Consider the following 24,570-nt stretch of genomic DNA (forward strand, 5'->3'; position numbering starts at 1 on the left):
AACATGCCTCCCGCCGTCCTGTCAGGGTAATTCTGGCGGCTGCCACTCTTCTACTTCAATCAACACCAGTAATGCGGCATCTCCGCCGTACTCTTTGGGTGCCTGATGAAACGCCATCACGTGGGGGTGCTGAGCCAGCCACAGCGGTGTTTGTTGCTTCAGGATATGTTTGCCGTGGCCGTGCATCACGCAGGCGCAGAAAACATGTTCGCGACGACAGGCGGCAATTAACGCGCCCAGCTCCTGCTTCGCCTGCATCTGCGTCAAACCGTGCAGATCAAGAAACAGTTCGGGCGAGTAATCCCCCCGGCGTAATTTTTTCAGCTCAAAGTGGCTGACATCTTCCCGTACGTACTTCACCGCGCCCTGCGTATTGAGCAGGGGCTGAAATTCATCTGAAAAATAGTGGCTATTATCCGCCTGCTCCTGGAGCAATCGCTTGACCGGGACTTCCGTGATTTTTTTGCGCATCGGACGGTGGACAATGATGTCCTGCTTGATTTGACGCGTCCCGGTCATCAGCTGACGGAAGAGCGCCTGATCCTCCTCGCTAAGGGATGTTTTCTTTTTCATGGGTCATTCTCATCTCGTATTTCCGACAGTGTACCCGACTAAACGCATTTTTTAACCTCAAGCGCGACGCGTCATTGCTGATTTATCGCCGTCTTCATGGCAAACTAGCCGCCGAAAATTATGCGAGCATGCCCTGGAGGAAAGAGTGGATAAAATTTTTGTCGATGAAGCAGTAAACGAGCTGCATACCATACAGGACATGTTGCGCTGGTCGGTTAGCCGCTTCAGCGCCGCAAATATCTGGTACGGGCACGGTACCGATAACCCGTGGGATGAGGCCGTTCAACTGGTGCTGCCGTCCCTCTACCTGCCGCTCGACATTCCGGAAGACATGCGTACCGCACGCCTGACCTCCAGCGAAAAGCACCGTATCGTGGAGCGTGTTATCCGCCGCGTTAACGAGCGCATTCCGGTTGCCTATCTGACCAACAAAGCCTGGTTCTGTGGACACGAGTTCTATGTTGATGAACGCGTTCTGGTGCCGCGCTCGCCGATTGGCGAACTGATCAACAACCACTTTGAAGGCCTGATTAACCATCAGCCAGAGCATATCCTTGATATGTGTACCGGCAGCGGCTGTATCGCGATTGCCTGTGCGTACGCCTTCCCGGAAGCGGAAGTGGATGCCGTGGATATCTCCACCGATGCGCTGGCTGTTACCGAGCACAATATTGAAGAGCACGGTCTGATCCATCACGTTACGCCAATCCGCTCCGATCTGTTCCGCGATCTGCCAACGCTGCAGTACGATCTGATCGTCACCAACCCGCCGTATGTTGATGCGGAAGACATGTCCGATCTGCCAAACGAATATCGCCACGAGCCGGAGCTGGGTCTGGCGTCAGGCTCTGATGGCCTGAAGCTTACCCGTCGCATTCTGGCCTGCGCGCCGGATTATCTGACCGACGACGGTGTTCTGATTTGTGAAGTGGGCAACAGCATGGTACATCTGATAGAGCAGTACCCGGATGTGCCGTTCACCTGGCTCGAGTTCGATAACGGCGGTGACGGCGTCTTTATGCTGACCAAAGCGCAGCTGCTTGACGCGCGCGAATACTTCAGCATTTACAAAGATTAATCCAGCGGGCTTCGGCCCGTTTCACAACGCTCAAACACAAATAACGACATCGGAGCCGTGATGGCAGGAAACAGTATTGGACAATTATTCCGGGTGACCACCTTTGGTGAATCGCACGGGCTGGCACTGGGCTGTATCGTTGACGGCGTACCGCCAGGCATCGAACTGACCGAAGCTGATTTACAGCACGACCTCGACCGTCGTCGTCCGGGGACTTCTCGCTACACCACGCAGCGTCGCGAGCCGGACCAGGTCAAAATTCTTTCCGGCGTTTTCGAAGGCCGCACCACCGGCACCAGCATCGGGCTGCTGATTGAAAATACCGATCAGCGCTCGCAGGATTACGGCGCCATCAAAGATGTGTTCCGTCCTGGACACGCCGATTACACCTACGAACAAAAGTATGGCTTCCGTGATTATCGCGGCGGCGGACGTTCGTCTGCCCGTGAAACCGCGATGCGCGTTGCGGCAGGGGCTATCGCCAAAAAATACCTGCAGCAGAAATTTGGCATTGTGATCCGCGGCTGTCTGACCCAGATGGGCGATATTCCACTGGCTATCAAAGACTGGGATCTGGTCGAGCAAAATCCGTTCTTCTGTGCCGATGCAGATAAGCTGGAAGCGCTGGACGAACTGATGCGTGGCCTGAAAAAAGAGGGCGACTCCATTGGTGCCAAAGTCACCGTCGTGGCTGATGGCGTACCGCCAGGCTGGGGTGAACCGGTATTTGACCGTCTGGATGCGGACATCGCTCACGCGCTGATGAGCATCAATGCGGTGAAGGGTGTAGAAATTGGCGACGGTTTTGACGTCGTTGCGCTGCGGGGCAGCCAGAACCGCGACGAAATCACCAAAGACGGTTTCCAGAGCAACCACGCGGGCGGCATCCTCGGCGGTATCAGCAGCGGTCAGCAGATTATTGCCAATATTGCGCTGAAACCGACCTCCAGCATTACCGTGCCAGGCCACACGATTAACCGCTCTGGCGAAGAAGTTGAGATGATCACTAAAGGACGTCACGATCCTTGTGTGGGGATCCGTGCGGTGCCGATCGCAGAAGCGATGCTGGCGATCGTACTGATGGATCACTTCCTGCGCCAGCGCGCGCAGAATGCGGATGTGACGACCACCATTCCACGCTGGTAAACATGAAAAAAACCGTCATTGCTCTGCTGGCACTGCTTGCCAGTGGAGCCAGTCTGGCCGCGACGCCATGGCAGAAAATTACCCATCCTGTGGCGGGCAGCGCGCAGTCAATTGGCGCGTTCTCGAACGGCTGTATCGTTGGGGCACAGGAACTTCCGCTGCAGTCCGATACCTATCAGGTGATGCGTACCGACCAGCGTCGTTATTTTGGCCACCCGGATCTGGTTCTGTTTATCCAGCGTCTGGGAAACCAGGTGCATAACCTGGGGCTGGGCACGATGCTGATTGGCGATATGGGGATGCCTGCCGGCGGTCGGTTCAACGGCGGACACGCCAGTCACCAGACCGGTCTCGATGTCGATATCTTCCTGCAACTGCCGAAAGCGCGCTGGAGTTCAGCCCAGTTGCTGAAACCGCAGGCGCTGGATCTGGTGGCGCGCGACGGTAAAAACGTCGTGCCATCGTTGTGGACGCAGGACGTCTTCAGCATGATTAAGCTGGCGGCGAAAGATAACGATGTCACGCGGATTTTCGTGAACCCGGCCATCAAGCAGCAACTCTGCCTGGATGCCGGCGCCGATCGCGACTGGCTGCGTAAAGTGCGTCCGTGGTTCCAGCATCGTGCACATATGCACGTTCGTCTGCGCTGCCCGGCAAACAGCCTGGAATGTGAAGATCAGCCGTTACCCCCGCCAGGCGATGGCTGTGGTGCGGAACTGCAGAGCTGGTTTGAGCCGGCAAAACCTGGAACCTCTAAGCCTGAGAAGAAGACACCGCCTCCGTTGCCGCCTTCCTGCCAGGCGCTACTGGATGAGCATGTACTTTAATGGATAATTTCGTCGAACTGTTTATGGTGTCGCCGCTTCTGCTGGTGGTGCTTTTCTTTGTGGCGATGCTGGCCGGGTTTATTGATGCTCTGGCGGGCGGCGGTGGTTTGTTAACCGTACCGGCGCTGCTGGCCGCGGGCATGAGCCCGGCACAGGCACTCGCCACTAACAAGCTTCAGGCCTGCGGTGGCTCGCTCTCCGCGTCACTCTATTTTATTCGCCGTAAGGTCGTCAGTCTGGCTGACCAGAAGCTCAATATCCTGATGACCTTTATTGGTTCGACCTCGGGTGCACTGCTGGTTCAGCATGTACAGTCCGATATTCTGCGCCAGATCCTCCCCATTCTGGTTATCTGCATCGGTCTCTACTTTTTGTTGATGCCAAAGCTAGGGGAAGAAGACCGGCAGCGTCGTCTGCATGGCCTGCCGTTCGCTCTTATCGCGGGTGGCTGCGTCGGGTTTTACGATGGCTTCTTTGGCCCCGGAGCAGGCTCGTTCTATGCCCTTGCGTTCGTGACGCTGGCCGGCTTTAATCTCGCTAAATCCACCGCCCACGCCAAAGTGCTCAATGCGACGTCAAACGTCGGCGGCCTGCTGCTGTTTATCATTGGTGGCAAAGTTATCTGGGCAACCGGGTTTGTGATGATGGCAGGGCAATTTTTAGGCGCACGTGCGGGCTCGCGTCTGGTATTAAGCAAAGGACAGAAGCTCATTCGCCCGATGATTGTTGTCGTCTCAGCGGTCATGAGTGCCAAACTGCTTTATGACAGCCATGGACAAGAGATCCTCACCTGGCTGGGAATGAATTAATGAACACAACCCATAAATACGAACAGCTGATTGAGATTTTTGATGGCTGTTTTGCTGATGATTTTAATACCCGTCTGATTAAAGGCGACGACGAACCGATCTATCTTCCTGCTGATGCGGACGTGCCGTATAACCGTATCGTGTTCGCGCACGGCTTTTACGCCAGCGGGTTACACGAGATTTCGCACTGGTGTATAGCGGGGAAAGCGCGTCGTGAGCAGGTGGACTTCGGCTACTGGTATTGTCCGGACGGCCGTGACGCCGCCACGCAGAGCCAGTTTGAAGATGTGGAGGTGAAACCGCAGGCGCTGGAATGGTTATTCTGTGTGGCGGCAGGTTTCCCGTTCAACGTCAGCTGTGACAACCTCGAAGGAGAGGTCGAGCCAGACCGTATTCTCTTCCAGCGCCGCGTTCATGCGCAGGTGATGGAGTATCTTGAGAAAGGCATCCCGGAACGCCCGGCGCGCCTGATCGAGGCCTTACAGAATTATTACCACACGCCGGAGATCACGGCGGAATGCTTCCCTTGGCCGGAAGATCTTTAACAGAGGAAAGAAGATGATCGCAGAATTTGAATCACGCATTCTGGCGTTAATTGATGACATGGTGGAACACGCCAGTGATGATGAGCTGTTCGCCAGCGGTTATCTGCGTGGTCACCTGACGCTGGCTGTCGCTGAGCTGGAAGCAGGGGACGATCACTCTGCCGAGGCCATTCATGATGAAGTGAGCCGCAGCCTGGAGAAAGCGATCCAGGCAGGGGAACTCTCTCCGCGTGACCAGTCATTAGTGCTGGGTATGTGGGACACCCTGTTCCAGCAGGCAAAAGCCAGGTAGTCATTTTCCTCCCTCTCCCGGTGGGAGAGGGAGGACATCGGCCCGCACGTTACTTCACCCTTTTTCCTTTCAGTAACTTCCGTACCCACAAACGGTTGGGATTGAGTCCCGCAAGCGTAACGCTGTCCAGCGGAACGGGCTCATCACTCATCTGTGCCGCCAGCACTTCGGCCAGCAACGGCGCTGAGCATAATCCCCGTGAACCGAGTCCCCCGAGCATAAACAGCTGCGGATAAACTGGCGCACTCACCGCGGTATCACGGTTTTCAGCAAGATCCTGATAGGCCTCAAGCGTTGCTTCATAGTCAGGCACATTTCCCGCCATCGGCAGATGGTCCCGGGTGGCGCAGCGTACGCCACAGCGCGCGTCACCGGCGCTGATATCAACCTCTTTTGCCCAGTCGGCCTGCGGGAAGCAGTTGAGCAGGCGCTGGCGATTTTGCTGCTGATCGTCTTCGCTGTAGCGCATGTCGGTCTCACCGCGATGGTAGCTGGCACCAATGCAGTGGTGGCCGTTGGACGGATTTTGTGGCGTCAGATAGCCGTCGTAGCAGAGTACCTGCTGCAGTTTTTCCAGCGCTGGCGAGGTGGGGATATGGCTGACCTGGCCGCCGACAGGGTAAAGCGGCAGCTTTTCCGTCTGGTTGAACTGGCTGATAGGGTGACCGTTGGCCAGCACTACGCAGGTATGCTGCGCCACGTCTCCCGTGGTGAAATGCAGGTTCCAGTGCTCTGTGTGGTGAAGTGAGGCGACCTGGCGGGAATAGTGCACCGTCAACCCGCGCGACTGCGCCAGCGCAATGGCTGCCGTCGTCAGATCTGCCGGACACAGCCAGCCACCGAGCGGATAGTGGATACCGTCGCAGCCCGTATCGACGCCCGCGGTTTCGGTTATCTGCTGCGCATTCACCGCCCGGGCAATTTCGAGCGGCAGACCCAGCGACAACATGTGCGCGATTTTTTGCTGGCTCTTCTCATCCCAGCCCAGTTGCGTAACGCCACACCAGTCGTGGTCAAACGCCACAGGCAGGGCATCATACAGGCGCCGGGCAAAGGTAAAGGCTGCCGGGAAAAACTGGCTCAGCGCCGGATCGTGAGCGCTTAACAGTGGGTAGAGCGCCCCCTGGCGGTTGCCGGAAGCGCCTTTTGCCGGTGCGTCGTCGGCGCAGTAGAGCGTTACCTGCCAGCCACGGTGTAAAAGCGCGAGCGAAAGCAGGGCGCTGGCAATCCCGCCGCCGACAATTGCTACCTCTCGTGAAGTGCTGGCGCTGCGTGAAAACCAGGGCGTCTGAGCGGGGATCTCCAGCGTCTGATCCATTCTTCCGACCAGCATGTCGCGCTTGCGACCAAAACCTTTGGTCTTTTGCATAGTAAAGCCGGCCTCCTGCAATCCGCGGCGGACAAAGCCTGCCGAGGTGAAGGTCGCGAGCGTTGCGCCAGGACGCGCCAGGCGTGCCATTGCGTTAAACAGATGCTGGCTCCACATGTCCGGATTCTTGGCGGGGGCAAAACCATCAAGGAACCATGCGTCCACTTTCTGATTCATTGAATCATCAAGCTTATCGGTCAGTTCATTGATGTCGCCGAGCCACAGATCCAGCGTGACGCGCCCGCCGTCCAGCAGCAGACGATGACAGCCGCCGAGGTGCGGCGGCCACTGCGCCTGAAGCTGCTCCGCCCATGGCGCAAGTTCCGGCCAGTGCTGATGGGCGAGACGAAGGTCATGCGCGGTGAGCGGAAATTTTTCAAAACTGATGAAATGTAATCTTTGCAGTGTAGCGTCAGGGTGAGCAGCGTGAAACTGATCGAACATCTGCCAGAGGGTGAGAAAATTCAGACCGGTACCAAACCCGCTCTCAGCGACCACGAACAGACTGCGCGGATGCGTGGGGAAACGGGCGTTTAACTGGTTTCCGTCAAGGAAAACATAGCGGGTTTCTTCCAGTCCGTTATCATTAGAAAAGTAGACGTCATCAAAATCTCGGGAAACAGGTGTACCCTCAGCGTTGAATTCGAGGTTGGCGGGTTGTATAGCGTTTTGTTTCACGTAAGTTACTCGTCTGACAGGCAGTGACACGATCTTAACGATGTGCGTCCATCGGTGCAAATTTCCGCAGAAAATGTCTGATCGGACTTGTTCGGCGTACAAGTGTACGCTATTGTGCGACTCGAAACTTAATATAGTGCGACTTACAGAGGTATTGAATGAAACGTGCAGTGATTACTGGCCTGGGCATCGTTTCCAGCATCGGTAATAACCAGCAGGAAGTCCTGGCATCTCTGCGTGAAGGACGCTCCGGGATCACTTTCTCTGAAGAGTTTAAAGATTCAGGTATGCGTAGCCACGTATGGGGTAACGTCAAACTGGACACCACCGGTTTGATTGACCGTAAAGTGGTTCGTTTCATGAACGATGCCTCTATTTATGCTTATCTCTCCATGCAGGAAGCGATTGCGGATGCGGGTCTGAGCGCGGAAGTTTACCAGAACAACCCACGCGTAGGTCTGATCGCCGGTTCCGGTGGCTCATCTAAAGCGCAGGTCTTTGGTGCCGACGCAATGCGTAGCCCACGTGGTCTGAAAGCGGTAGGTCCTTATGTTGTGACTAAAGCTATGGGTTCAGCGGTTTCCGCTTGCCTGGCGACCCCGTTCAAAATCCACGGCGTTAACTACTCCATCAGCTCTGCCTGTGCGACCTCCGCACACTGCATCGGTAATGCGGTTGAGCAGATCCAGCTGGGTAAACAGGATATCGTGTTTGCTGGCGGCGGCGAAGAACTGGGCTGGGAAATGGCCTGTGAATTCGACGCAATGGGGGCACTGTCCACCAAATATAACGAAACTCCGGATAAAGCATCCCGTACCTATGATGCGCACCGTGACGGTTTCGTTATCGCAGGCGGCGGCGGTATGGTTGTGGTTGAAGAGCTGGAGCACGCGCTGGCGCGTGGTGCGCACATCTACGCTGAGATCGTGGGCTACGGTGCAACGTCTGACGGCGCTGACATGGTGGCTCCATCCGGTGAAGGCGCAGTGCGCTGCATGAAGATGGCGATGCACGGCGTTGACACACCAATCGACTACCTGAACTCCCACGGTACCTCTACTCCGGTAGGCGACGTGAAAGAGCTGGGTGCGATCCGTGAAGTGTTCGGCGACAACAGCCCGGCTATCTCCGCGACCAAAGCCATGACCGGTCACTCTCTGGGTGCTGCTGGCGTTCAGGAAGCGATCTACTCTCTGCTGATGCTGGAAAATGGCTTTATCGCCCCAAGCATCAACATTGACGAGATGGACGAGCAGGCCGCAGGTCTGAACATCGTGACCCAGCCAAAAGAAGCGACACTGACTACCGTCATGTCCAACAGCTTCGGTTTCGGCGGTACTAACGCCACGCTGGTGATGCGTAAGTACAACGCATAAGTTCTGACTGATTCAAAAGGGGAGCCTGACGGCTCCCTTTTTTTATGCATTGACAAGCGGCTGATCTCACAGGCAAACTTCCTACCTCAACATTATCCTCACGATAATGCGTAAGCGTTCAACGTCAACCAACGCACCTAAATCCTGGTTATCAGGAAGAGGGGGCGTGGTTTTTCCCCGCCTTACTCTTCATTTCGGAGTAAAGCATGACTGCAGTCACTCAAACAGAAACAACCTCTTCAGCGAACGTCTCGCTGTTTCGCATCGCGTTTGCGGTGTTCCTGACCTATATGACCGTCGGCCTGCCGCTGCCGGTGATCCCGCTGTTTGTTCATCAGGAGCTGGGCTATGGCAACACCATGGTCGGCGTCGCCGTGGGTATTCAGTTCCTGGCTACGGTATTAACCCGCGGTTATGCCGGACGTCTGGCGGATCAGCACGGGGCAAAACGCTCGGCGTTACAGGGCATGTTTGCCTGTGGTCTGGCGGGAGGTGCATGGCTGCTGGCCGCTCTCCTGCCGGTTGACGCTGCGTATAAATTTGCGCTGCTGATCGTGGGGCGTTTAATCCTGGGCTTTGGTGAAAGCCAGCTCCTGACCGGTACGCTGACATGGGGTATGGGGCTGGTGGGGCCTGCGCGCTCCGGCAAAGTCATGTCCTGGAATGGCATGGCCATTTATGGCGCGCTTGCCGCAGGCGCCCCGCTCGGGTTGCTTATTCACAGCCACTTTGGCTTTGCCGCGCTGGCAGAGACCACCCTGATGCTGCCGCTGCTGGCATGGGCATTCAACGGTCCGGTACGTAAAGTCCCTGCCCATAAAGGGGAGCGCCCGTCTTTGTGGAGCGTGGTGGGCCAAATCTGGCAGCCGGGCCTTGGCCTGGCCCTGCAGGGCGTCGGTTTTGCGGTAATCGGTACGTTCGTCTCACTCTACTTTATGAGCCGCGGCTGGGCGATGGCAGGTTTTACGCTGACCGCCTTTGGTGGCGCATTTGTCTTAATGCGCGTGCTGTTCGGCTGGATGCCGGATCGTTTTGGTGGCGTGAAGGTTGCAGTGGCATCACTGGTGATTGAAACCCTGGGTTTGCTATTACTGTGGAGTGCACCCGTTGCGTCCGTAGCGTTGTTAGGCGCGGCGTTGACCGGCTGCGGATGCTCGCTTATTTTCCCGGCGCTGGGTGTGGAGGTGGTAAAACGTGTCGCCCCGCAGGTGCGTGGCACGGCGCTTGGCGGCTATGCGGCGTTTCAGGATATCTCATACGGGGTAACCGGGCCGCTGGCAGGTCTTTTAGCAACGTCGTTCGGGTATCCGTCTGTTTTCCTGGCGGGCGCGGTTGCAGCGGTTATGGGCATTGTGGTGACGCTGGTGGCGTTTCGGCAGTCTTAGCGGTTAAGTGCCGGGGCGGCAAGCCTTCCCCGGTGTGCTGTCGGCCCGGCAGGCGTAGCGCCACCGGGCGAAACCGTTATGCGACCAGCCAGAAAATCGCCAGTGCAATCATTAACGCAATAAACATCAACCCTGGACGGGCAGAGAGGGTTCTGAACGTTTCCACCACCGGCGCAAACAGCGGATTGTAGATTGGCTGTATGTTTCGTGCCTCCGGCACGCCCCCTTCGCGTTCGGCGCGGCGAACGAAAATCTGGTTGAGCACATCCTGCACCTGCGCGGTGGTCAGTACCGTTTGCGGTGTGGCCTGCCAGGTTTGCTGGGCGTAATCACGAATGGCGTCAAATTCGTTCGGCTCCAGCGGCTGCTTAAGTGCCGCCTGAACCGTGTGCAGGGTTGGAGCGGTCTGGGTGCTGAGCGTCTGACGCGCCTGTAGCCAGGTCACCAGATGCGTAAACTGTTTCGCCGGGATCAGCTCGCCCGCTTTTACGCCGGAGAGTTCCAGCATTGATTGCCAGATAAGCTTCGTCGGTTCGCCGGTGGCGGCGGCCAGCTTGGTCACCATCTGCTTGAGCGTGTTGTGCTCGGCAGGCAGCAGCGGACGCTCGGTCGCAGGGCGTTGCTGAGGCTGTGGAATTGACAGCTGATTGGTTTGCAGCAGCGTCAGTACGGTTTTGAGCTGTTCCGGGGTCAGCTGGCTCAGGGCGGTCTGACCAAACTGCTGGCGAATAAAATCACTCACCGCCTGGCGGTTATTTCCCTGGCCCAACAGCTCGGTCAGCTGCGAGACAATCTGGCGTGTGCTGTGATTCTGCTGTGCAGTATCAATCCGCTGGTTCAGGTTTTGCTCGGCAGCAGGGAAATGGCGCGACTGCAAAGGTGCGTCGTTCCTGACACCTAAATCGTGCTTTACCCCAGCCCAGACTTCCGCGTTTTGCTGCGACGTCAGCGCGATCAGGCGCGTGATCAGTCGCTCCAGCACGGTGCGCTGTTGTGTGGATAGCGGTTGTTCGCCTGCAACGTTTGGCGTAACAGGGCCTTCACCCGGAGGGCGCGGCGGCGTACCTGAAATGGGCTGCATCGTCAAAAAATCCTTAAAGTCAAAACTCAGCGTAAACCTGGCAGACGTATATGCCTGGCGGCCAGATTATGGCACACTTGATGGGTTTTCTTCCTCTCAAACAGGTACTCAGACGTGAAAATCCTCGTTGATGAAAATATGCCTTATGCCCGCGAGCTCTTTAGCCGCCTCGGCAACGTTAAGGCTGTCCCGGGTCGGCCGATCCCGGTAAACGAGCTGGATGATGCAGACGCGCTGATGGTGCGCTCGGTAACCAAAGTAAATGAGGCGTTGCTCTCCGGCAAAGCAGTGAAATTTGTCGGGACCGCAACGGCAGGGACGGATCATGTGGATGATAAATGGCTTAAGCAGGCGGGGATCGGTTTTTCAGCCGCGCCGGGCTGCAACGCCATTGCGGTCGTGGAATATGTCTTCTCCTCCCTGCTGATGCTGGCAGAGCGCGACGGTTTTGCGTTGCAGGACCGTACCGTCGGGATTGTTGGTGTGGGCAACGTGGGCGGGCGCCTGCATAAACGTCTTGAGGCGTTAGGCATTCGTACCCTGCTGTGCGATCCGCCGCGCAAAGACAACGGTGATGAAGGAGACTTCCGTTCGCTGGATGAACTGGTTGCACAGTGCGATGTGATCACTTTCCATACGCCGCTGTTTAAAGAGGGGCCTTATAAGTCGCTGCACCTAGCTGACGAAGCCCTGATCCGTCGTCTGAAGCCTGGCACTATTCTGATAAATGCCTGCCGGGGCCCGGTGGTCGATAACCTTGCGCTGCTGAAATGTCTGGACGAGGGGCAAGCGCTTAGCGTGGTGCTGGACGTCTGGGAGCCGGAGCCTGAGCTTAACGTTGCGCTGCTTAACAAGGTGGACGTCGCAACGGCGCATATTGCCGGTTATACCCTTGAAGGAAAAGCCCGCGGCACGACGCAGGTCTTTGAGGCCTATAGCGCCTTTATCGGCCATCCACAGCAGGTGGCGCTGGATACCTTACTGCCTGCGCCTGAATTTGGCCGCATTACCCTGCACGGGCCACTCGATCAGGCAACGCTGAAACGACTGGTCCATTTGGTGTATGATGTGCGCCGCGATGACGCGCTGCTGCGTAAAGTGGCGGGTATTCCGGGTGAGTTTGATAAGCTGCGCAAGAACTATGTTGAGCGCCGCGAGTGGTCTTCCCTGTATGTGATTTGCGACGACGCAACGGCTGCGACGCAGCTGCATAAACTGGGTTTTAACGCCGTTCATCACCCGGCACATTAATGTCTTCTTAATGCTCCCTGTTGGATACTCCGACAGGGACGCTTTTTTATTTCTGGAGTAAACCACCATGTCTGAAGGCTGGAACATTGCCATTTTAGGTGCCACGGGTGCCGTGGGTGAAGCCCTGCTCGAAACCCTTGCTGAGCGTCAGTTCCCGGTGGGTGATATCTATGCGCTGGCGCGTACAGATAGCGCGGGTGAACATCTGCGTTTTGGCGGTAAATCTGTCATGGTTCAGGATGCGGCCGGGTTCGACTGGACTCAGGCGCAGCTGGCGTTTTTTGCAGCCGGTGCTGAGGCTACGGCGTCTTACATTGAAGAGGCCACCAACTCGGGTTGTCTGGTGATTGATTTAAGCGGTCTGTTCGCGCTTGAGCCGGATGTGCCGCTGGTGGTGCCGGATGTGAACCCGTTTGTGCTGGCAGACTACCGTAACCGCAACGTTATCGCCGTACCGAACAGCCTGACCAGTCAGCTGCTTACCGCGCTGAAACCGCTGATCGACGAAGGCGGCCTGTCGCGTATCTTCGTCACCAGCCTGCTGTCTGCGTCTGCCAACGGCAAGCAAGCGGTTAACGCGCTGGCCGGACAGAGCGCGAAATTGCTGAGCGGCGTTCCGATTGATGAAGACGACTATTTTGGTCGTCAGCTGGCGTTTAACATGCTGCCACTGCTGCCGGATCGCGAAGGCAGCGTGCGAGAAGAACGCCGTATTGTCGATGAAGTCCGTAAAATTCTGCAGGATGACGGCCTGATGATCTCTGCCAGCTGCGTGCAGTCTCCTGTCTTCTACGGCCACGCACAGATGGTCGGTTTTGAAGCGCTGCGCCCGCTCGCCGCAGAAGAAGCGCGTGACGCGTTTGGTCGCGGTGAGGATATCGCCCTCTCCGAAGAGAGTGAGTTCCCGACGCAGGTTGGTGATGCGACCGGTAGTGCACATCTGTCTGTTGGCTGCGTGCGTAACGATTACGGAATGCCTGAGCAGATCCAGTTCTGGTCAGTTGCCGATAACGTTCGCTTTGGCGGCGCGCTGATGGCGGTGAAAATTGCGGAGAAACTCGTGCAGGAGTACCTGTACTGATGTCAGAAGTGGATCACAAGCCTGTTCATAAAATTGCCCTCGGTATTGAATACGATGGCAGTAAGTATTATGGCTGGCAGCGTCAAAATGAGGTGCGCAGCGTCCAGGAAAAACTGGAAAAAGCGCTCTCTCAGGTGGCGAACGAACCGATAAGCGTTTTCTGTGCCGGGCGTACGGATGCCGGCGTTCACGGCACGGGGCAGGTGGTTCATTTTGAAACCACCGCTGTGCGAAAGGACACAGCATGGACGCTGGGGGTGAATGCGAATTTACCTGGAGACATTGCGGTTCGTTGGGTTAAAGATGTTCCCGATGATTTTCATGCGCGTTTCAGCGCCACCGCGCGCCGTTACCGCTATGTCATCTACAATCAGCGTCTACGTCCGGCGGTGTTAAGCCAGGGCGTGACGCATTTTTATGAACCGCTTGATGCTGAACGTATGCATCGTGCGGCGCAGTGTCTGATTGGTGAAAATGACTTTACCTCGTTCCGTGCGGTGCAGTGCCAGTCCCGTACGCCGTGGCGTAATGTCATGCACATAAACGTCAGCCGTTATGGCGCGTATGTGGTGGTGGATATCAAAGCCAATGCCTTTGTACATCATATGGTGCGGAATATTGTGGGCAGCCTGATGGAAGTGGGCGCCGGACACCAGCCGGAGAGCTGGATTGCAGAACTGCTGGCAGCGAAGGACAGAACGCTTGCGGCAGCCACGGCGAAAGCGGAAGGGCTGTATCTGGTCTCGGTAGACTATCCGGATCGGTTTGACCTGCCGAAACCGCCAATGGGCCCGCTGTTTTTAGCGGACTAATCAAAGGTGCAATTAAGGCTTAGACAAAATGGACGTAATACGTTTTTTGATTGATTTCATCCTGCATATTGATGTTCACCTGGCGGAGCTGGTCGCGCAGTACGGCGTCTGGGTTTACGCTATTCTGTTCCTCATTCTGTTCTGTGAAACCGGTCTGGTTGTCACCCCGTTCCTGCCGGGGGATTCACTGCTGTTCGTGGCCGGCGCGTTATCCGCGTTACCGACTAACGATTTGAATGTGCATCTGATGGTTGTGTTGATGGTTATCGCCGCGATTATTGGTGATGCGGTGAACTACACGATTGGACGGGTGTTTGGTGAGCGGCTTTTCAGCAATCCGGACTCGAAAATTTTCCGTCGCAGCTATCTCGATAAAACCCATGCGTTCTATGAACGCCATGGCGGCAAAACCATTATCCTTGCCCGTTTTGTGCCTATTGTGCGTACATTTGCACCGTTTGTGGCGGGAATGGGGCATATGTCCTATCGTCACTTTGCGGCATATAACGTTGTTGGCGCGCTGCTGTGGGTGCTGCTGTTTACCTATGCCGGCTACCTGTTTGGCGATCTCCCGGTGGTCCAGGAAAACCTTAAGTTACTGATTGTAGCGATTATTGTGCTTTCGGTACTGCCTGGCGTTATTGAGATTATTCGTCACCGACGTGCGGCAGCAAAGCAAGCGAAGTAAATGCATACTGGCGGTTCGACCACTTTTTTATCCAAAGTTTCGGGCTGTTATGTTTTAATGTGCAACATTCATGGTCTGTTGGAGGCAAAAATGGCATTATTCGCCTCTTATAGCAAAACTGGCATACGACCAGGTTCAGGCAGAAAGGTTATCAATGAGCTGGATTGAACGAATTAAAAGCAACATAACCCCGACTCGTAAAGCGAGCATTCCTGAAGGGGTATGGACGAAGTGTGATAGCTGCGGCCAGGTTCTGTACCGCGCAGAGCTGGAACGCAATCTTGAGGTGTGTCCGAAGTGTGACCACCACATGCGTATGACGGCGCGTAATCGCCTGCATAGCCTGCTGGACGAAGGTTCTCTGGTAGAACTGGGTAGCGAGCTTGAGCCAAAAGACGTGCTGAAGTTCCGTGATTCCAAAAAATACAAAGACCGTCTGGCCTCTGCACAGAAAGAGACCGGCGAGAAAGACGCGCTGATCGTCATGAAAGGCACCCTGCACACGATGCCGGTGGTGGCTGCCGCGTTTGAGTTCTCCTTTATGGGTGGCTCAATGGGCTCTGTCGTGGGTGCGCGTTTCGTGCGTGCCGTTGAGCAGGCGCTGGAAGACAACTGCCCGCTGATCTGCTTCTCCGCCTCCGGTGGTGCACGTATGCAGGAAGCGCTGATGTCGCTGATGCAGATGGCGAAAACCTCTGCTGCGCTGGCGAAAATGCAGGAGCGCGGTTTGCCGTACATCTCCGTGCTGACCGACCCGACGATGGGTGGCGTTTCCGCAAGCTTTGCCATGCTGGGCGATCTGAACATCGCTGAGCCGAAAGCGCTGATCGGTTTTGCGGGTCCACGCGTTATCGAACAGACCGTACGTGAAAAACTGCCGCCGGGCTTCCAGCGCAGTGAGTTCCTCATCGAGAAAGGCGCTATCGACATGATCGTCCGCCGTCCGGAGATGCGCCTGAAACTGGCAAGCATCCTGGCGAAGCTGATGAATCTGCCAGCGCCGAACCCGGATGAGCCGCGCGAAGGCGTGGTGGTACCGGATCAGGAACCCGAGGCCTGATAACTGAAAAGGGCAGGGCCGGATGGCGCTGCCCTTTTGCTTTCTCAACTGTTAATGACCGGGCATCATGGAAAATAAAAGCATTCCCCAAGCCACGTCGCCCCTGGCCGCGTGGCTTTCTTATCTGGAAAACCTGCACAGTAAAACCATCGATATGGGGCTTGAGCGCGTAAGCCAGGTTGCCGCGCGTCTCGACGTACTGAAACCAGCGCCGTTTGTGTTCACCGTTGCCGGAACGAACGGAAAAGGCACGACGTGCCGCACGCTGGAGTCTGTCCTGATGGCAGCAGGCTATAAGGTTGGCGTTTACAGCTCTCCACATCTCGTGCGGTATACCGAGCGGGTGCGTGTGCAAAACCGCGAGCTGCCGGAATCAGCGCATACCGCCTCTTTCGCGGAAATTGAAGCCGCGCGCGGTGAAATTTCATTAACCTATTTTGAATACGGCACCCTGTCGGCACTGTGGTTGTTTAAGCAGGCGCAACTGGACGTGGTGATTCTGGAAGTCGGCCTCGGCGGGCGTCTTGATGCCACCAACATGGTGGATGCGGATGTGGCCGTCGTGACCAGCATTGCGCTGGATCATACCGACTGGCTGGGGCCGGATCGCGAAAGCATTGGTCGCGAGAAAGCCGGGATTTTCCGGGCGAATAAACCTGCCGTGGTCGGCGAGCCGGATATGCCGCACACCATTGCAGAGGTGGCGAATGAGACGGGTGCGCGTCTGCTGCGCCGTGGCGTAGAGTGGCAGTATGAGGTTCAGGCAGACGGCTGGCGCTTTAGCGATGCGCAGGGCGCACTGGACAACCTGCCATTGCCGCAGGTGCCGCAGCCTAACGCGGCAACCGCGCTGGCGGCACTGCGCGCAAGCGGTCTGGCGGTGAGCGAGCAGGCGATTCGCGAGGGCATTGAGCGGGCGATCCTGCCCGGGCGTTTCCAGATTGTCAGCGAGTCACCGCGCCTGATCCTCGATGTGGCGCACAACCCGCATGCCGCGGCGTATCTCGCGGGACGTCTCAAATCGTTACCAAAAACCGGGCGCGTGCTGGCGGTTATCGGTATGCTTCATGATAAAGATATTGGCGGTACGCTGGCCTGCATGGAGAGTGTGGTCGATAGCTGGTATTGTGCTCCTCTGGAGGGGCCACGCGGGGCGACCGCTGAGCAGTTGATGGAACATCTCGGCAAAGGCGCAATCTATAATAGCGTGGCTCAGGCCTGGCATGCCGCGATGGCGGATGCTAAACCAGAAGATACCGTGCTGGTGTGTGGTTCGTTCCACACGGTGGCACATGTCATGGAAGTGATGGACGCGGGGAGAACCGGTGGCGAGTAAGTTTCAGAACCGTTTAGCAGGAACAATAGTGCTGGTGGCGCTGGGAGTCATTATTCTTCCGGGCCTGCTCGACGGGCAGAAAAAGCACTATCAGGATGAGTTTGCAGCCATTCCACTGGTACCGAAACCGGGCGATCGCGACGAGCCGGATATGTTGCCTGCGGCGACACAGGCCCTTCCTGCTCAGCCGCCGGAAGGCGCAGCGGAAGAGGTTCGCGCGGGCGATGCGGCTGCGCCGTCTCTTGATCCGTCTCGTCTGGCGGCGAGCAACACCAACGATATCGATCCTGTACCGGTTCCGGTCGTGCAGCCTAAACCGGCTGAGAAACCGAAGCCGGTCGAAAAAACGCAGCCGAAACCGCAGCGTGATAAAACGAGCGAACAGCTTGCCGCAGCGACAGAGACACCGCCTCCGGCGAAACCGGCTCAGCAGGAAGCCGCACCGACGGGCAAAGCCTACGTCGTGCAGCTGGGTGCGCTGAAAAATGCCGATAAGGTCAATGAGGTGGTGGGTAAACTGCGCAGTGCGGGATATCGTGTTTACACTTCACCTTCCACGCCGGTACAGGGTAAAATTACCCGTATTCTCGTGGGGCCAGAAGCGTCCAAAGATAAGCTTAAAGGATCGCTGGGTGAGCTGAAGCAGATCTCCGGCCTGAGCGGTGTGGTGATGAGCTACAGCGCGAACTAACCCCTCCCTCACCCTTATCCTTTCTATGAAGAGAGGGTGGGGGGGAAGAGTGACGGCAGACGTCCACAGAGACGTAAAAAGCCACGGCGTTGAACATTTTTTCAGCGCCTTTTTTATTTACGCGTGGGAAGGAAATCCCTACGCAAACGTTTTCTTTTTCTGTTAGAATTCGCCCCGAACTGGATGACAGGGCGTTAAATCGTGGGACACATATGGTCTGGATTGATTACGCCATCATTGCGGTGATTGGTTTTTCCTGTCTGGTTAGCCTGATCCGTGGCTTTGTTCGTGAAGCGTTATCGCTGGTAACCTGGGGTTGTGCTTTCTTTGTTGCCAGTCATTACTACACTTACCTGTCTGTCTGGTTCACGGGCTTTGAAGATGAACTGGTCCGAAATGGAATCGCTATCGCGGTGCTGTTTATCGCGACGCTGATTGTCGGCGCTATCGTAAATTACGTGATAGGTCAGCTGGTCGAGAAAACCGGTCTGTCAGGAACAGACAGGGTACTCGGGATCTGTTTCGGCGCACTACGAGGCGTGCTGATTGTGGCCGCGATCCTGTTCTTCCTGGATACCTTTACCGGGTTCTCCAAAAGTGAAGACTGGCAAAAATCGCAGCTCATTCCAGAGTTCAGTTTCATCATCAGATGGTTCTTTGACTATCTGCAAAGCTCGTCGAGTTTCTTGCCCAGAGCGTAATGCGCTCTGAGATGTGGCTTAACGAGGAAAAGACGAATGTGCGGTATTGTCGGTATCGCCGGTTTCATGCCGGTAAACCAGTCGATTTATGACGCGTTAACGGTGCTTCAGCACCGTGGGCAGGATGCTGCGGGTATCATCACCATTGATGCAAACAACTGCTTCCGTTTACGTAAGGCGAATGGTCTGGTAAATGATGTGTTTGAAGCCCGCCATATGCAGCGTCTGCAAGGTAATATGGGGATCGGTCACGTTCGTTATCCTACTGCTGGTAGTTCCAGCGCCTCTGAGGCTCAGCCTTTCTACGTCAACTCACCGTATGGCATCACGCTTGCCCACAATGGCAACCTGACCAACGCGCACGAGCTGCGTAAGAAGTTGTTCGAAGAGAAACGTCGCCACATCAACACCACCTCTGATTCTGAAATTCTGCTCAATATCTTTGCCAGCGAGCTGGATAACTTCCGTCACTACCCGCTGGAAGCAGACAACATTTTTGCCGCCGTTGCCGCGACTAACCGCCAGATCCGTGGTGCGTATGCCTGCGTGGCGATGATTATCGGCCACGGGATGGTTGCTTTCCGCGATCCAAACGGCATCCGCCCGCTGGTGCTCGGTAAGCGCGATCTCGGTGATGGTCGTACCGAATACATGGTTGCCTCTGAAAGCGTGGCGCTGGATACCCTGGGCTTCGAGTTCCTGCGTGATGTTGCGCCTGGCGAAGCGGTCTATATCACTGAGAAGGGCCAGCTGTTCACCCGCCAGTGTGCTGACAACCCGGTGAGCAATCCGTGCCTGTTTGAATATGTTTACTTCGCCCGTCCGGACTCGTTTATCGACAAGATTTCCGTTTACAGCGCGCGCGTGAACATGGGGACAAAACTTGGCGAGAAGATTGCCCGCGAATGGGACGATCTGGATATCGACGTCGTTATTCCTATTCCGGAAACGTCCTGCGATATCGCTCTGGAAATCGCCCGCATTCTGGACAAGCCATACCGTCAGGGATTTGTGAAAAACCGCTACGTTGGTCGTACCTTTATCATGCCGGGTCAGCAGCTGCGCCGTAAGTCCGTACGTCGTAAACTGAACGCAAACCGCGCTGAGTTCCGCGACAAAAACGTCCTGCTGGTGGATGACTCCATCGTTCGTGGCACCACCTCAGAACAGATTATTGAGATGGCGCGCGAAGCGGGTGCGAAGAAAGTGTATCTGGCCTCAGCCGCACCGGAAATTCGTTTCCCGAACGTGTACGGCATCGATATGCCAACCGCCAATGAGCTGATCGCTCACGGTCGTGAAGTGGACGAAATTCGTCAGATCATCGGTGCCGACGGCCTGATTTTCCAGGATCTGAACGATCTTATCGACGCAGTACGCGCTGAGAACCCGGATATTCAGCAGTTCGAATGCTCCGTGTTTAATGGCGTCTACGTGACGAAAGACGTTGACCAGCAGTACCTCGACTACCTTGATTCGCTGCGCAACGACGATGCGAAGGCCGTCCAGCTGCAAAACGATCTCGAAAGTTTAGAGATGCACAACGAAGGTTGATGTCTGTGCAAGTGAGGGCATTTGCCCTCACTTGCAACTCCCCGCAAAATCCTGCACAGTCTGCCCTGAAATCAGTTAGGGCGAAAATCATGAAACGACTCATTGTTGGGCTCAGTGGTGCCAGTGGCGCGATTTACGGCGTACGTCTGTTACAGGTGCTGCGTGACGTGGCAGAAGTGGAAACGCATCTGGTCATGAGCCAGGCGGCACGTCAGACCCTCTCTCTTGAAACCGACCTCTCACTGCGTGATGTCCAGGCGCTGGCGGATGTGGTTCACGATGCCCGCGATATCGCCGCCAGCATCTCCTCTGGCTCGTTTAAAACGGCGGGCATGGTTATCCTGCCTTGTTCCATTAAAACGCTCTCCGGCATTGTAAACAGCTATACCGACACGCTGGTGACCCGCGCCGCGGACGTGGTGCTGAAGGAGCGTCGTCCTCTGGTTCTCTGCGTGCGGGAAACGCCGCTGCACCTGGGACATCTGCGTTTAATGACTCAGGCTGCTGAACTCGGCGCGGTGATCATGCCACCGGTACCGGCGTTCTATCACCGGCCCGTTTCACTGGATGATGTGATTAATCAGACGGTTAACCGCGTTCTCGATCAGTTTGATATCGACCTGCCCGAAGACCTCTTCACCCGCTGGCAGGGTGCCTGAATCTGTGCACCCACAGCGTGCATGAAAAGATAACGTGCCCTGTTTCAGGGCAATTATGCAACGGCGATCATATCCTCGACATTTAATTCGCTTTTTCCCTTTTTCTCTTTCCGGTTCGTTCGGCAGACCTGCTATCTTTCACCATTAAGGCAATATCGCAACGTTTTATTAACATATTTAACGTCGAACTTTTCACCAGACGGCAATGTGGCATAAGACCTGCAAGAGAAGCCTGCAACACAACACACAACACAATACATAATAAAATCACGGTACTTGAGGGTAAATGTATGAAGAAGACGGTTCTGGCTCTGTCTTTGCTGGTGGGGTTAAGTGCGGCAGCAGGTAGCTACGCAGCGCTTCCACAGACAGTTCGTATCGGTACAGACGCAACCTACGCGCCATTCTCTTCCAAGGATGCGAAAGGCGATTTCGTTGGGTTTGATATCGATCTGGGAAATGAAATGTGCAAACGCATTGCGGTGAAATGCACATGGGTGGGCAGCGACTTTGATGCGTTAATCCCGTCGCTGAAAGCCAAGAAAATCGACGCCATTATCTCTTCTCTCTCTATCACCGAAAAACGTCAGCAGGAGATTGCCTTCTCTGACAAGCTTTACGCTGCAGATTCACGTCTGATTGCCGCTAAAGGCTCCCCGATTCAACCCACCATCGACTCGCTGAAAGGCAAGCATGTCGGCGTGCTTCAGGGCTCAACGCAGGAAGGGTTTGCCAATGCGAACTGGCGTGAAAAGGGCGTCGACGTGGTGGCGTACCAGAACCAGGATCTGATCTACTCTGACCTGGCGGCAGGCCGTCTGGATGCGGCATTCCAGGATGAAGTCGCCGCGAGCGAAGGCTTCCTGAAACAGCCAGCGGGCAAAGAGTACGCTTTTGCTGGCCCGTCCGTGAAAGACAAAAAGTACTTTGGTGATGGTACGGGTATCGGCCTGCGTAAGGATGATACCGAGCTGAAAGCCGCCTTCGACAAAGCGTTTGCTGAGCTGCGTAAAGACGGTACCTACGACAAACTGGCGAAGAAATACTTCGACTTCAACGTCTACGGTGACTAATACCTGACGACAATGCACTGCTGAGGTGCATTGCTAGGCGGGATGATCCAATATGGTGCAATTAATGCACTGTATTGGATCGCTGTGTGCATACTTACGCATTTATAATGCAAAAAATCCCGTCTCAAAGGCATTATTCTTTGCCTGACGGAGGGGATTGATGGCACATTAGCACCACCCCGTCGTCGTAAAAATCCCGTATGTAGACAGTTTGTTGAGGACAGATATGAAAAAACTAGTATTGTCACTTTCTCTGGTGCTGGCTTTTTCCAGCGCCACCGCGGCATTCGCAGCAATTCCGCAGAAAATTCGAATCGGTACCGATCCTACCTATGCACCGTTCGAATCGAAGAATTCTAAAGGTGAATTGGTTGGTTTTGACATCGATCTGGCCAACGAACTGTGCAAACGCATCAAAGCGCAGTGTACCTACGTTGAGAACCCACTGGACGCGCTGATCCCGTCGCTGAAAGCGAAAAAAATCGACGTGATTATGTCCTCGCTCTCCATTACTGAAAAACGCCAGCAGGAGATTGCTTTCACGGACAAACTCTACGCGGCAGATTCACGTCTGGTCGTCGCCAAATCTTCCGACATTCAGCCCACTCTCGAGTCGCTGAAAGGCAAACGCGTGGGCGTGCTGCAGGGGACCACTCAGGAAACCTACGGTAACGAACACTGGGCACCGAAAGGGATTGAAATCGTCTCTTATCAGGGCCAGGAAAATATCTACGCTGACCTGACGGCAGGTCGCATTGACGCGGCGTTCCAGGATGAAGTCGCGGCGAGCGAAGGCTTCCTGAAGCAGCCGGTCGGCAAAGACTATAAGTTTGGCGGTCCATCCATCAAGGATGTGAAGTTGTTTGGTGTAGGCACCGGTATGGGCCTGCGCAAGGAAGACAACGAACTGCGTGAAGCGCTGAACAAAGCGTTTGCCGAAATGCGCGCTGACGGCACGTACGAGAAAATTGCGAAAAAATACTTCGATTTTAATGTTTACGGCGGCTAATCGCCCCGTCAAATAACGTGCAGCCCCTCCCACTGTGGGAGGGGAAAAGACACGGTTCCACCACTCACGATACGACAGGGCTCGCGGTATGCTGTACGGATTTTCTGGCGTTATTTTACAGGGCGCGCTTGTCACCCTTGAGCTGGCTCTCAGCTCCGTGGTGCTGGCGGTGCTGATAGGTCTGGCGGGCGCAGGGGCGAAGCTTTCGGCTAACAAGCCGCTGGCGCTGATTTTTGAAGGCTATACGACGCTGATTCGCGGTGTTCCCGATCTGGTGCTAATGCTTCTGATCTTTTACGGTCTGCAGATTGCGCTTAACAGCGTGACGGACGCAATGGGTATGGGACAAATCGATATCGACCCGATGGTGGCCGGTATTATTACGCTCGGTTTTATCTACGGGGCCTACTTCACCGAAACCTTCCGCGGCGCGTATATGGCTGTGCCGAAAGGCCACATTGAAGCGGCAACTGCATTCGGTTTCACCTCCTCACAGACGTTTCGTCGAATCATGTTCCCGGCCATGATGCGCTATGCGCTTCCAGGTATCGGTAACAACTGGCAGGTTATTCTTAAGGCAACCGCGCTGGTCTCTCTGCTTGGCCTGGAAGATGTGGTGAAAGCGACCCAGCTTGCCGGCAAAAGCACCTGGGAGCCGTTCTACTTTGCGGTGGTATGTGGCGTAATCTATCTGGTCTTTACGACCGCCTCCAATGGTGTGCTGCTTCTGCTCGAACGTCGCTACTCCGTGGGTGTGAAGAGGGCTGATCTGTGATTGAGATTATTCAGGAATACTGGAAATCGCTGCTGTGGACAGATGGCTATCGCTTCACCGGCGTCGCCATTACGCTCTGGCTTCTGATCTCCTCTGTGGTGATGGGCGGCATTCTGGCGGTATTTCTCGCCATTGGTCGTGTGTCGAACAATAAATTTATCCAGTTCCCAATCTGGCTGTTTACCTATGTATTTCGCGGTACGCCGCTGTACGTGCAACTGCTGGTGTTCTATTCGGGGATGTACACGCTTGAGATCGTAAAAGGCACTGAAATGCTCAATGCGTTCTTCCGCAGCGGTCTGAATTGTACGGTGCTGGCATTGACGCTCAATACCTGCGCCTATACCACCGAGATTTTCGCAGGGGCGATTCGCTCTGTCCCGTACGGTGAGATTGAAGCGGCGCGTGCGTACGGCTTCTCCTCCGTGAAGCTTTACCGTTGCATCATTCTGCCGTCGGCGCTGCGTATTGCGTTACCGGCGTACAGTAACGAAGTGATTCTGATGCTGCACTCCACGGCGCTGGCCTTTACCGCCACGGTGCCGGACTTACTGAAGATTGCCCGGGATATTAACTCGGCAACCTATCAGCCGTTTACCGCATTCGGTATTGCGGCAGTGCTTTATTTGATAATTTCATACGTCCTGATTAGCCTGTTCCGTAAGGCAGAAAAACGCTGGTTGCAGCATATAAAACCTTCTTCGACGCACTGAGAATGATG

General features: G+C 55.6%; 25 protein-coding genes. 22 read left to right on the plus strand and 3 right to left on the minus strand.

Annotated features, from left to right (window positions below; genetic code table 11):
* Positions 1-21: 21 nt before the first annotated feature.
* The gene (gene smrB, locus F8561_RS19220; protein ID WP_014171047.1) at positions 22-573 is read right to left on the minus strand and encodes an endonuclease SmrB; all 552 of its coding nucleotides are present in this window, start codon (positions 571-573) and stop codon (positions 22-24) included.
* Between the two features lie 145 nt (positions 574-718).
* On the opposite strand from smrB, the gene prmB reads away from it, so the two are divergent.
* Genes prmB through F8561_RS19250 form a run of 6 tightly spaced genes read left to right on the plus strand, consistent with a single transcriptional unit; the run spans position 719 to position 5,270 of the window.
* Positions 719-1,651 carry a 50S ribosomal protein L3 N(5)-glutamine methyltransferase gene (prmB, locus tag F8561_RS19225; RefSeq protein ID WP_014171046.1) on the plus strand — a complete coding sequence of 311 codons (933 nt, stop codon included), beginning with the start codon at positions 719-721 and terminating at the stop codon, positions 1,649-1,651.
* Positions 1,652-1,711: 60 nt separating this feature from the next.
* Positions 1,712-2,797 (plus strand): chorismate synthase, encoded by a 1,086-nt coding sequence (gene aroC / locus F8561_RS19230; protein WP_025203566.1) that lies wholly within the window; start codon positions 1,712-1,714, stop codon positions 2,795-2,797.
* A gap of 2 nt (positions 2,798-2,799) precedes the next feature.
* Positions 2,800-3,624, plus strand: a complete 825-nt coding sequence (gene mepA / locus F8561_RS19235; RefSeq protein ID WP_151887790.1) for a penicillin-insensitive murein endopeptidase — start codon at positions 2,800-2,802, stop codon at positions 3,622-3,624.
* Positions 3,624-4,433: a sulfite exporter TauE/SafE family protein gene (locus F8561_RS19240; protein ID WP_014171043.1), complete on the plus strand. Its 810-nt coding sequence runs from the start codon at positions 3,624-3,626 to the stop codon at positions 4,431-4,433. Before mepA ends, F8561_RS19240 begins: the two co-directional genes overlap by 1 nt.
* The gene (locus F8561_RS19245; RefSeq protein WP_050737145.1) at positions 4,433-4,978 is read left to right on the plus strand and encodes an elongation factor P hydroxylase; all 546 of its coding nucleotides are present in this window, start codon (positions 4,433-4,435) and stop codon (positions 4,976-4,978) included. The genes F8561_RS19240 and F8561_RS19245 overlap by 1 nt, the downstream gene beginning before the upstream one ends.
* 13 nt (positions 4,979-4,991) lie before the next feature.
* Complete coding sequence (locus F8561_RS19250; protein ID WP_020883115.1) at positions 4,992-5,270, plus strand: YfcL family protein; 279 nt, start codon at positions 4,992-4,994, stop codon at positions 5,268-5,270.
* Positions 5,271-5,319: 49 nt separating this feature from the next.
* Here F8561_RS19250 and mnmC read toward each other — a convergent pair whose 3' ends face one another.
* Complete coding sequence (mnmC, locus tag F8561_RS19255; protein WP_151887791.1) at positions 5,320-7,317, minus strand: bifunctional tRNA (5-methylaminomethyl-2-thiouridine)(34)-methyltransferase MnmD/FAD-dependent 5-carboxymethylaminomethyl-2-thiouridine(34) oxidoreductase MnmC; 1,998 nt, start codon at positions 7,315-7,317, stop codon at positions 5,320-5,322.
* A 158-nt stretch (positions 7,318-7,475) separates the two neighbouring features.
* Between mnmC and fabB the strand changes: the two genes are divergently transcribed.
* Together fabB and F8561_RS19265 are read left to right on the plus strand one after the other, a co-directional pair.
* Complete coding sequence (gene fabB / locus F8561_RS19260; protein ID WP_014171039.1) at positions 7,476-8,693, plus strand: beta-ketoacyl-ACP synthase I; 1,218 nt, start codon at positions 7,476-7,478, stop codon at positions 8,691-8,693.
* Between the two features lie 206 nt (positions 8,694-8,899).
* Entirely contained in the window at positions 8,900-10,078 is a 1,179-nt protein-coding gene (locus tag F8561_RS19265) for an MFS transporter (protein WP_151887792.1), read from the plus strand.
* Between the two features lie 76 nt (positions 10,079-10,154).
* On the opposite strand, the gene flk is transcribed toward F8561_RS19265, so the two are convergent.
* Positions 10,155-11,159, minus strand: coding sequence for a flagella biosynthesis regulator Flk (flk, locus tag F8561_RS19270; protein WP_025203569.1), 1,005 nt, complete (start codon positions 11,157-11,159; stop codon positions 10,155-10,157).
* Between the two features lie 114 nt (positions 11,160-11,273).
* Here flk and pdxB point away from each other — a divergent pair, with 114 nt between their 5' ends.
* The 14 genes from pdxB (at position 11,274) to F8561_RS19340 (ending at position 24,562) form a co-directional block, all read left to right on the plus strand.
* Positions 11,274-12,410 carry a 4-phosphoerythronate dehydrogenase PdxB gene (gene pdxB, locus F8561_RS19275; RefSeq protein ID WP_025203570.1) on the plus strand — a complete coding sequence of 379 codons (1,137 nt, stop codon included), beginning with the start codon at positions 11,274-11,276 and terminating at the stop codon, positions 12,408-12,410.
* 67 nt (positions 12,411-12,477) lie between these two features.
* Entirely contained in the window at positions 12,478-13,491 is a 1,014-nt protein-coding gene (locus F8561_RS19280) for an aspartate-semialdehyde dehydrogenase (protein ID WP_014171035.1), read from the plus strand.
* Positions 13,491-14,303: a tRNA pseudouridine(38-40) synthase TruA gene (truA, locus tag F8561_RS19285; RefSeq protein WP_151887793.1), complete on the plus strand. Its 813-nt coding sequence runs from the start codon at positions 13,491-13,493 to the stop codon at positions 14,301-14,303. Before F8561_RS19280 ends, truA begins: the two co-directional genes overlap by 1 nt.
* 28 nt (positions 14,304-14,331) lie before the next feature.
* Positions 14,332-14,991 carry a DedA family protein gene (locus F8561_RS19290; RefSeq protein ID WP_020883122.1) on the plus strand — a complete coding sequence of 220 codons (660 nt, stop codon included), beginning with the start codon at positions 14,332-14,334 and terminating at the stop codon, positions 14,989-14,991.
* Positions 14,992-15,145: 154 nt separating this feature from the next.
* Positions 15,146-16,051, plus strand: coding sequence for an acetyl-CoA carboxylase, carboxyltransferase subunit beta (accD, locus tag F8561_RS19295; protein ID WP_020883123.1), 906 nt, complete (start codon positions 15,146-15,148; stop codon positions 16,049-16,051).
* Positions 16,052-16,118: 67 nt separating this feature from the next.
* Entirely contained in the window at positions 16,119-17,387 is a 1,269-nt protein-coding gene (gene folC / locus F8561_RS19300; RefSeq protein WP_050737141.1) for a bifunctional tetrahydrofolate synthase/dihydrofolate synthase, read from the plus strand.
* Complete coding sequence (dedD, locus tag F8561_RS19305) at positions 17,377-18,078, plus strand: cell division protein DedD (protein ID WP_014171030.1); 702 nt, start codon at positions 17,377-17,379, stop codon at positions 18,076-18,078. The genes folC and dedD overlap by 11 nt, the downstream gene beginning before the upstream one ends.
* Before the next feature lie 212 nt (positions 18,079-18,290).
* Complete coding sequence (cvpA, locus tag F8561_RS19310) at positions 18,291-18,779, plus strand: colicin V production protein (RefSeq protein ID WP_000262116.1); 489 nt, start codon at positions 18,291-18,293, stop codon at positions 18,777-18,779.
* A 36-nt stretch (positions 18,780-18,815) separates the two neighbouring features.
* Complete coding sequence (purF, locus tag F8561_RS19315; RefSeq protein WP_014171028.1) at positions 18,816-20,333, plus strand: amidophosphoribosyltransferase; 1,518 nt, start codon at positions 18,816-18,818, stop codon at positions 20,331-20,333.
* A gap of 89 nt (positions 20,334-20,422) precedes the next feature.
* On the plus strand, positions 20,423-20,992 hold the full coding sequence (locus F8561_RS19320; protein WP_014171027.1) for a UbiX family flavin prenyltransferase: 570 nt from the start codon (positions 20,423-20,425) through the stop codon (positions 20,990-20,992).
* Between the two features lie 290 nt (positions 20,993-21,282).
* Positions 21,283-22,065, plus strand: a complete 783-nt coding sequence (gene argT, locus F8561_RS19325) for a lysine/arginine/ornithine ABC transporter substrate-binding protein ArgT (RefSeq protein ID WP_014171026.1) — start codon at positions 21,283-21,285, stop codon at positions 22,063-22,065.
* Between the two features lie 226 nt (positions 22,066-22,291).
* A complete protein-coding gene (hisJ, locus tag F8561_RS19330) occupies positions 22,292-23,074 on the plus strand; it encodes a histidine ABC transporter substrate-binding protein HisJ (RefSeq protein WP_020883126.1) in 783 nt (260 codons plus the stop codon).
* An 88-nt stretch (positions 23,075-23,162) separates the two neighbouring features.
* Positions 23,163-23,849, plus strand: a complete 687-nt coding sequence (locus F8561_RS19335; RefSeq protein ID WP_020883127.1) for a histidine ABC transporter permease HisQ — start codon at positions 23,163-23,165, stop codon at positions 23,847-23,849.
* Positions 23,846-24,562, plus strand: a complete 717-nt coding sequence (locus F8561_RS19340; protein ID WP_008502590.1) for an ABC transporter permease — start codon at positions 23,846-23,848, stop codon at positions 24,560-24,562. Before F8561_RS19335 ends, F8561_RS19340 begins: the two co-directional genes overlap by 4 nt.
* The last annotated feature ends 8 nt before the right edge of the window (positions 24,563-24,570 follow it).

It is taken from the genome of Enterobacter sp. 198 (genome assembly GCF_009025585.1).
Lineage (GTDB): Bacteria > Pseudomonadota > Gammaproteobacteria > Enterobacterales > Enterobacteriaceae > Enterobacter > Enterobacter ludwigii.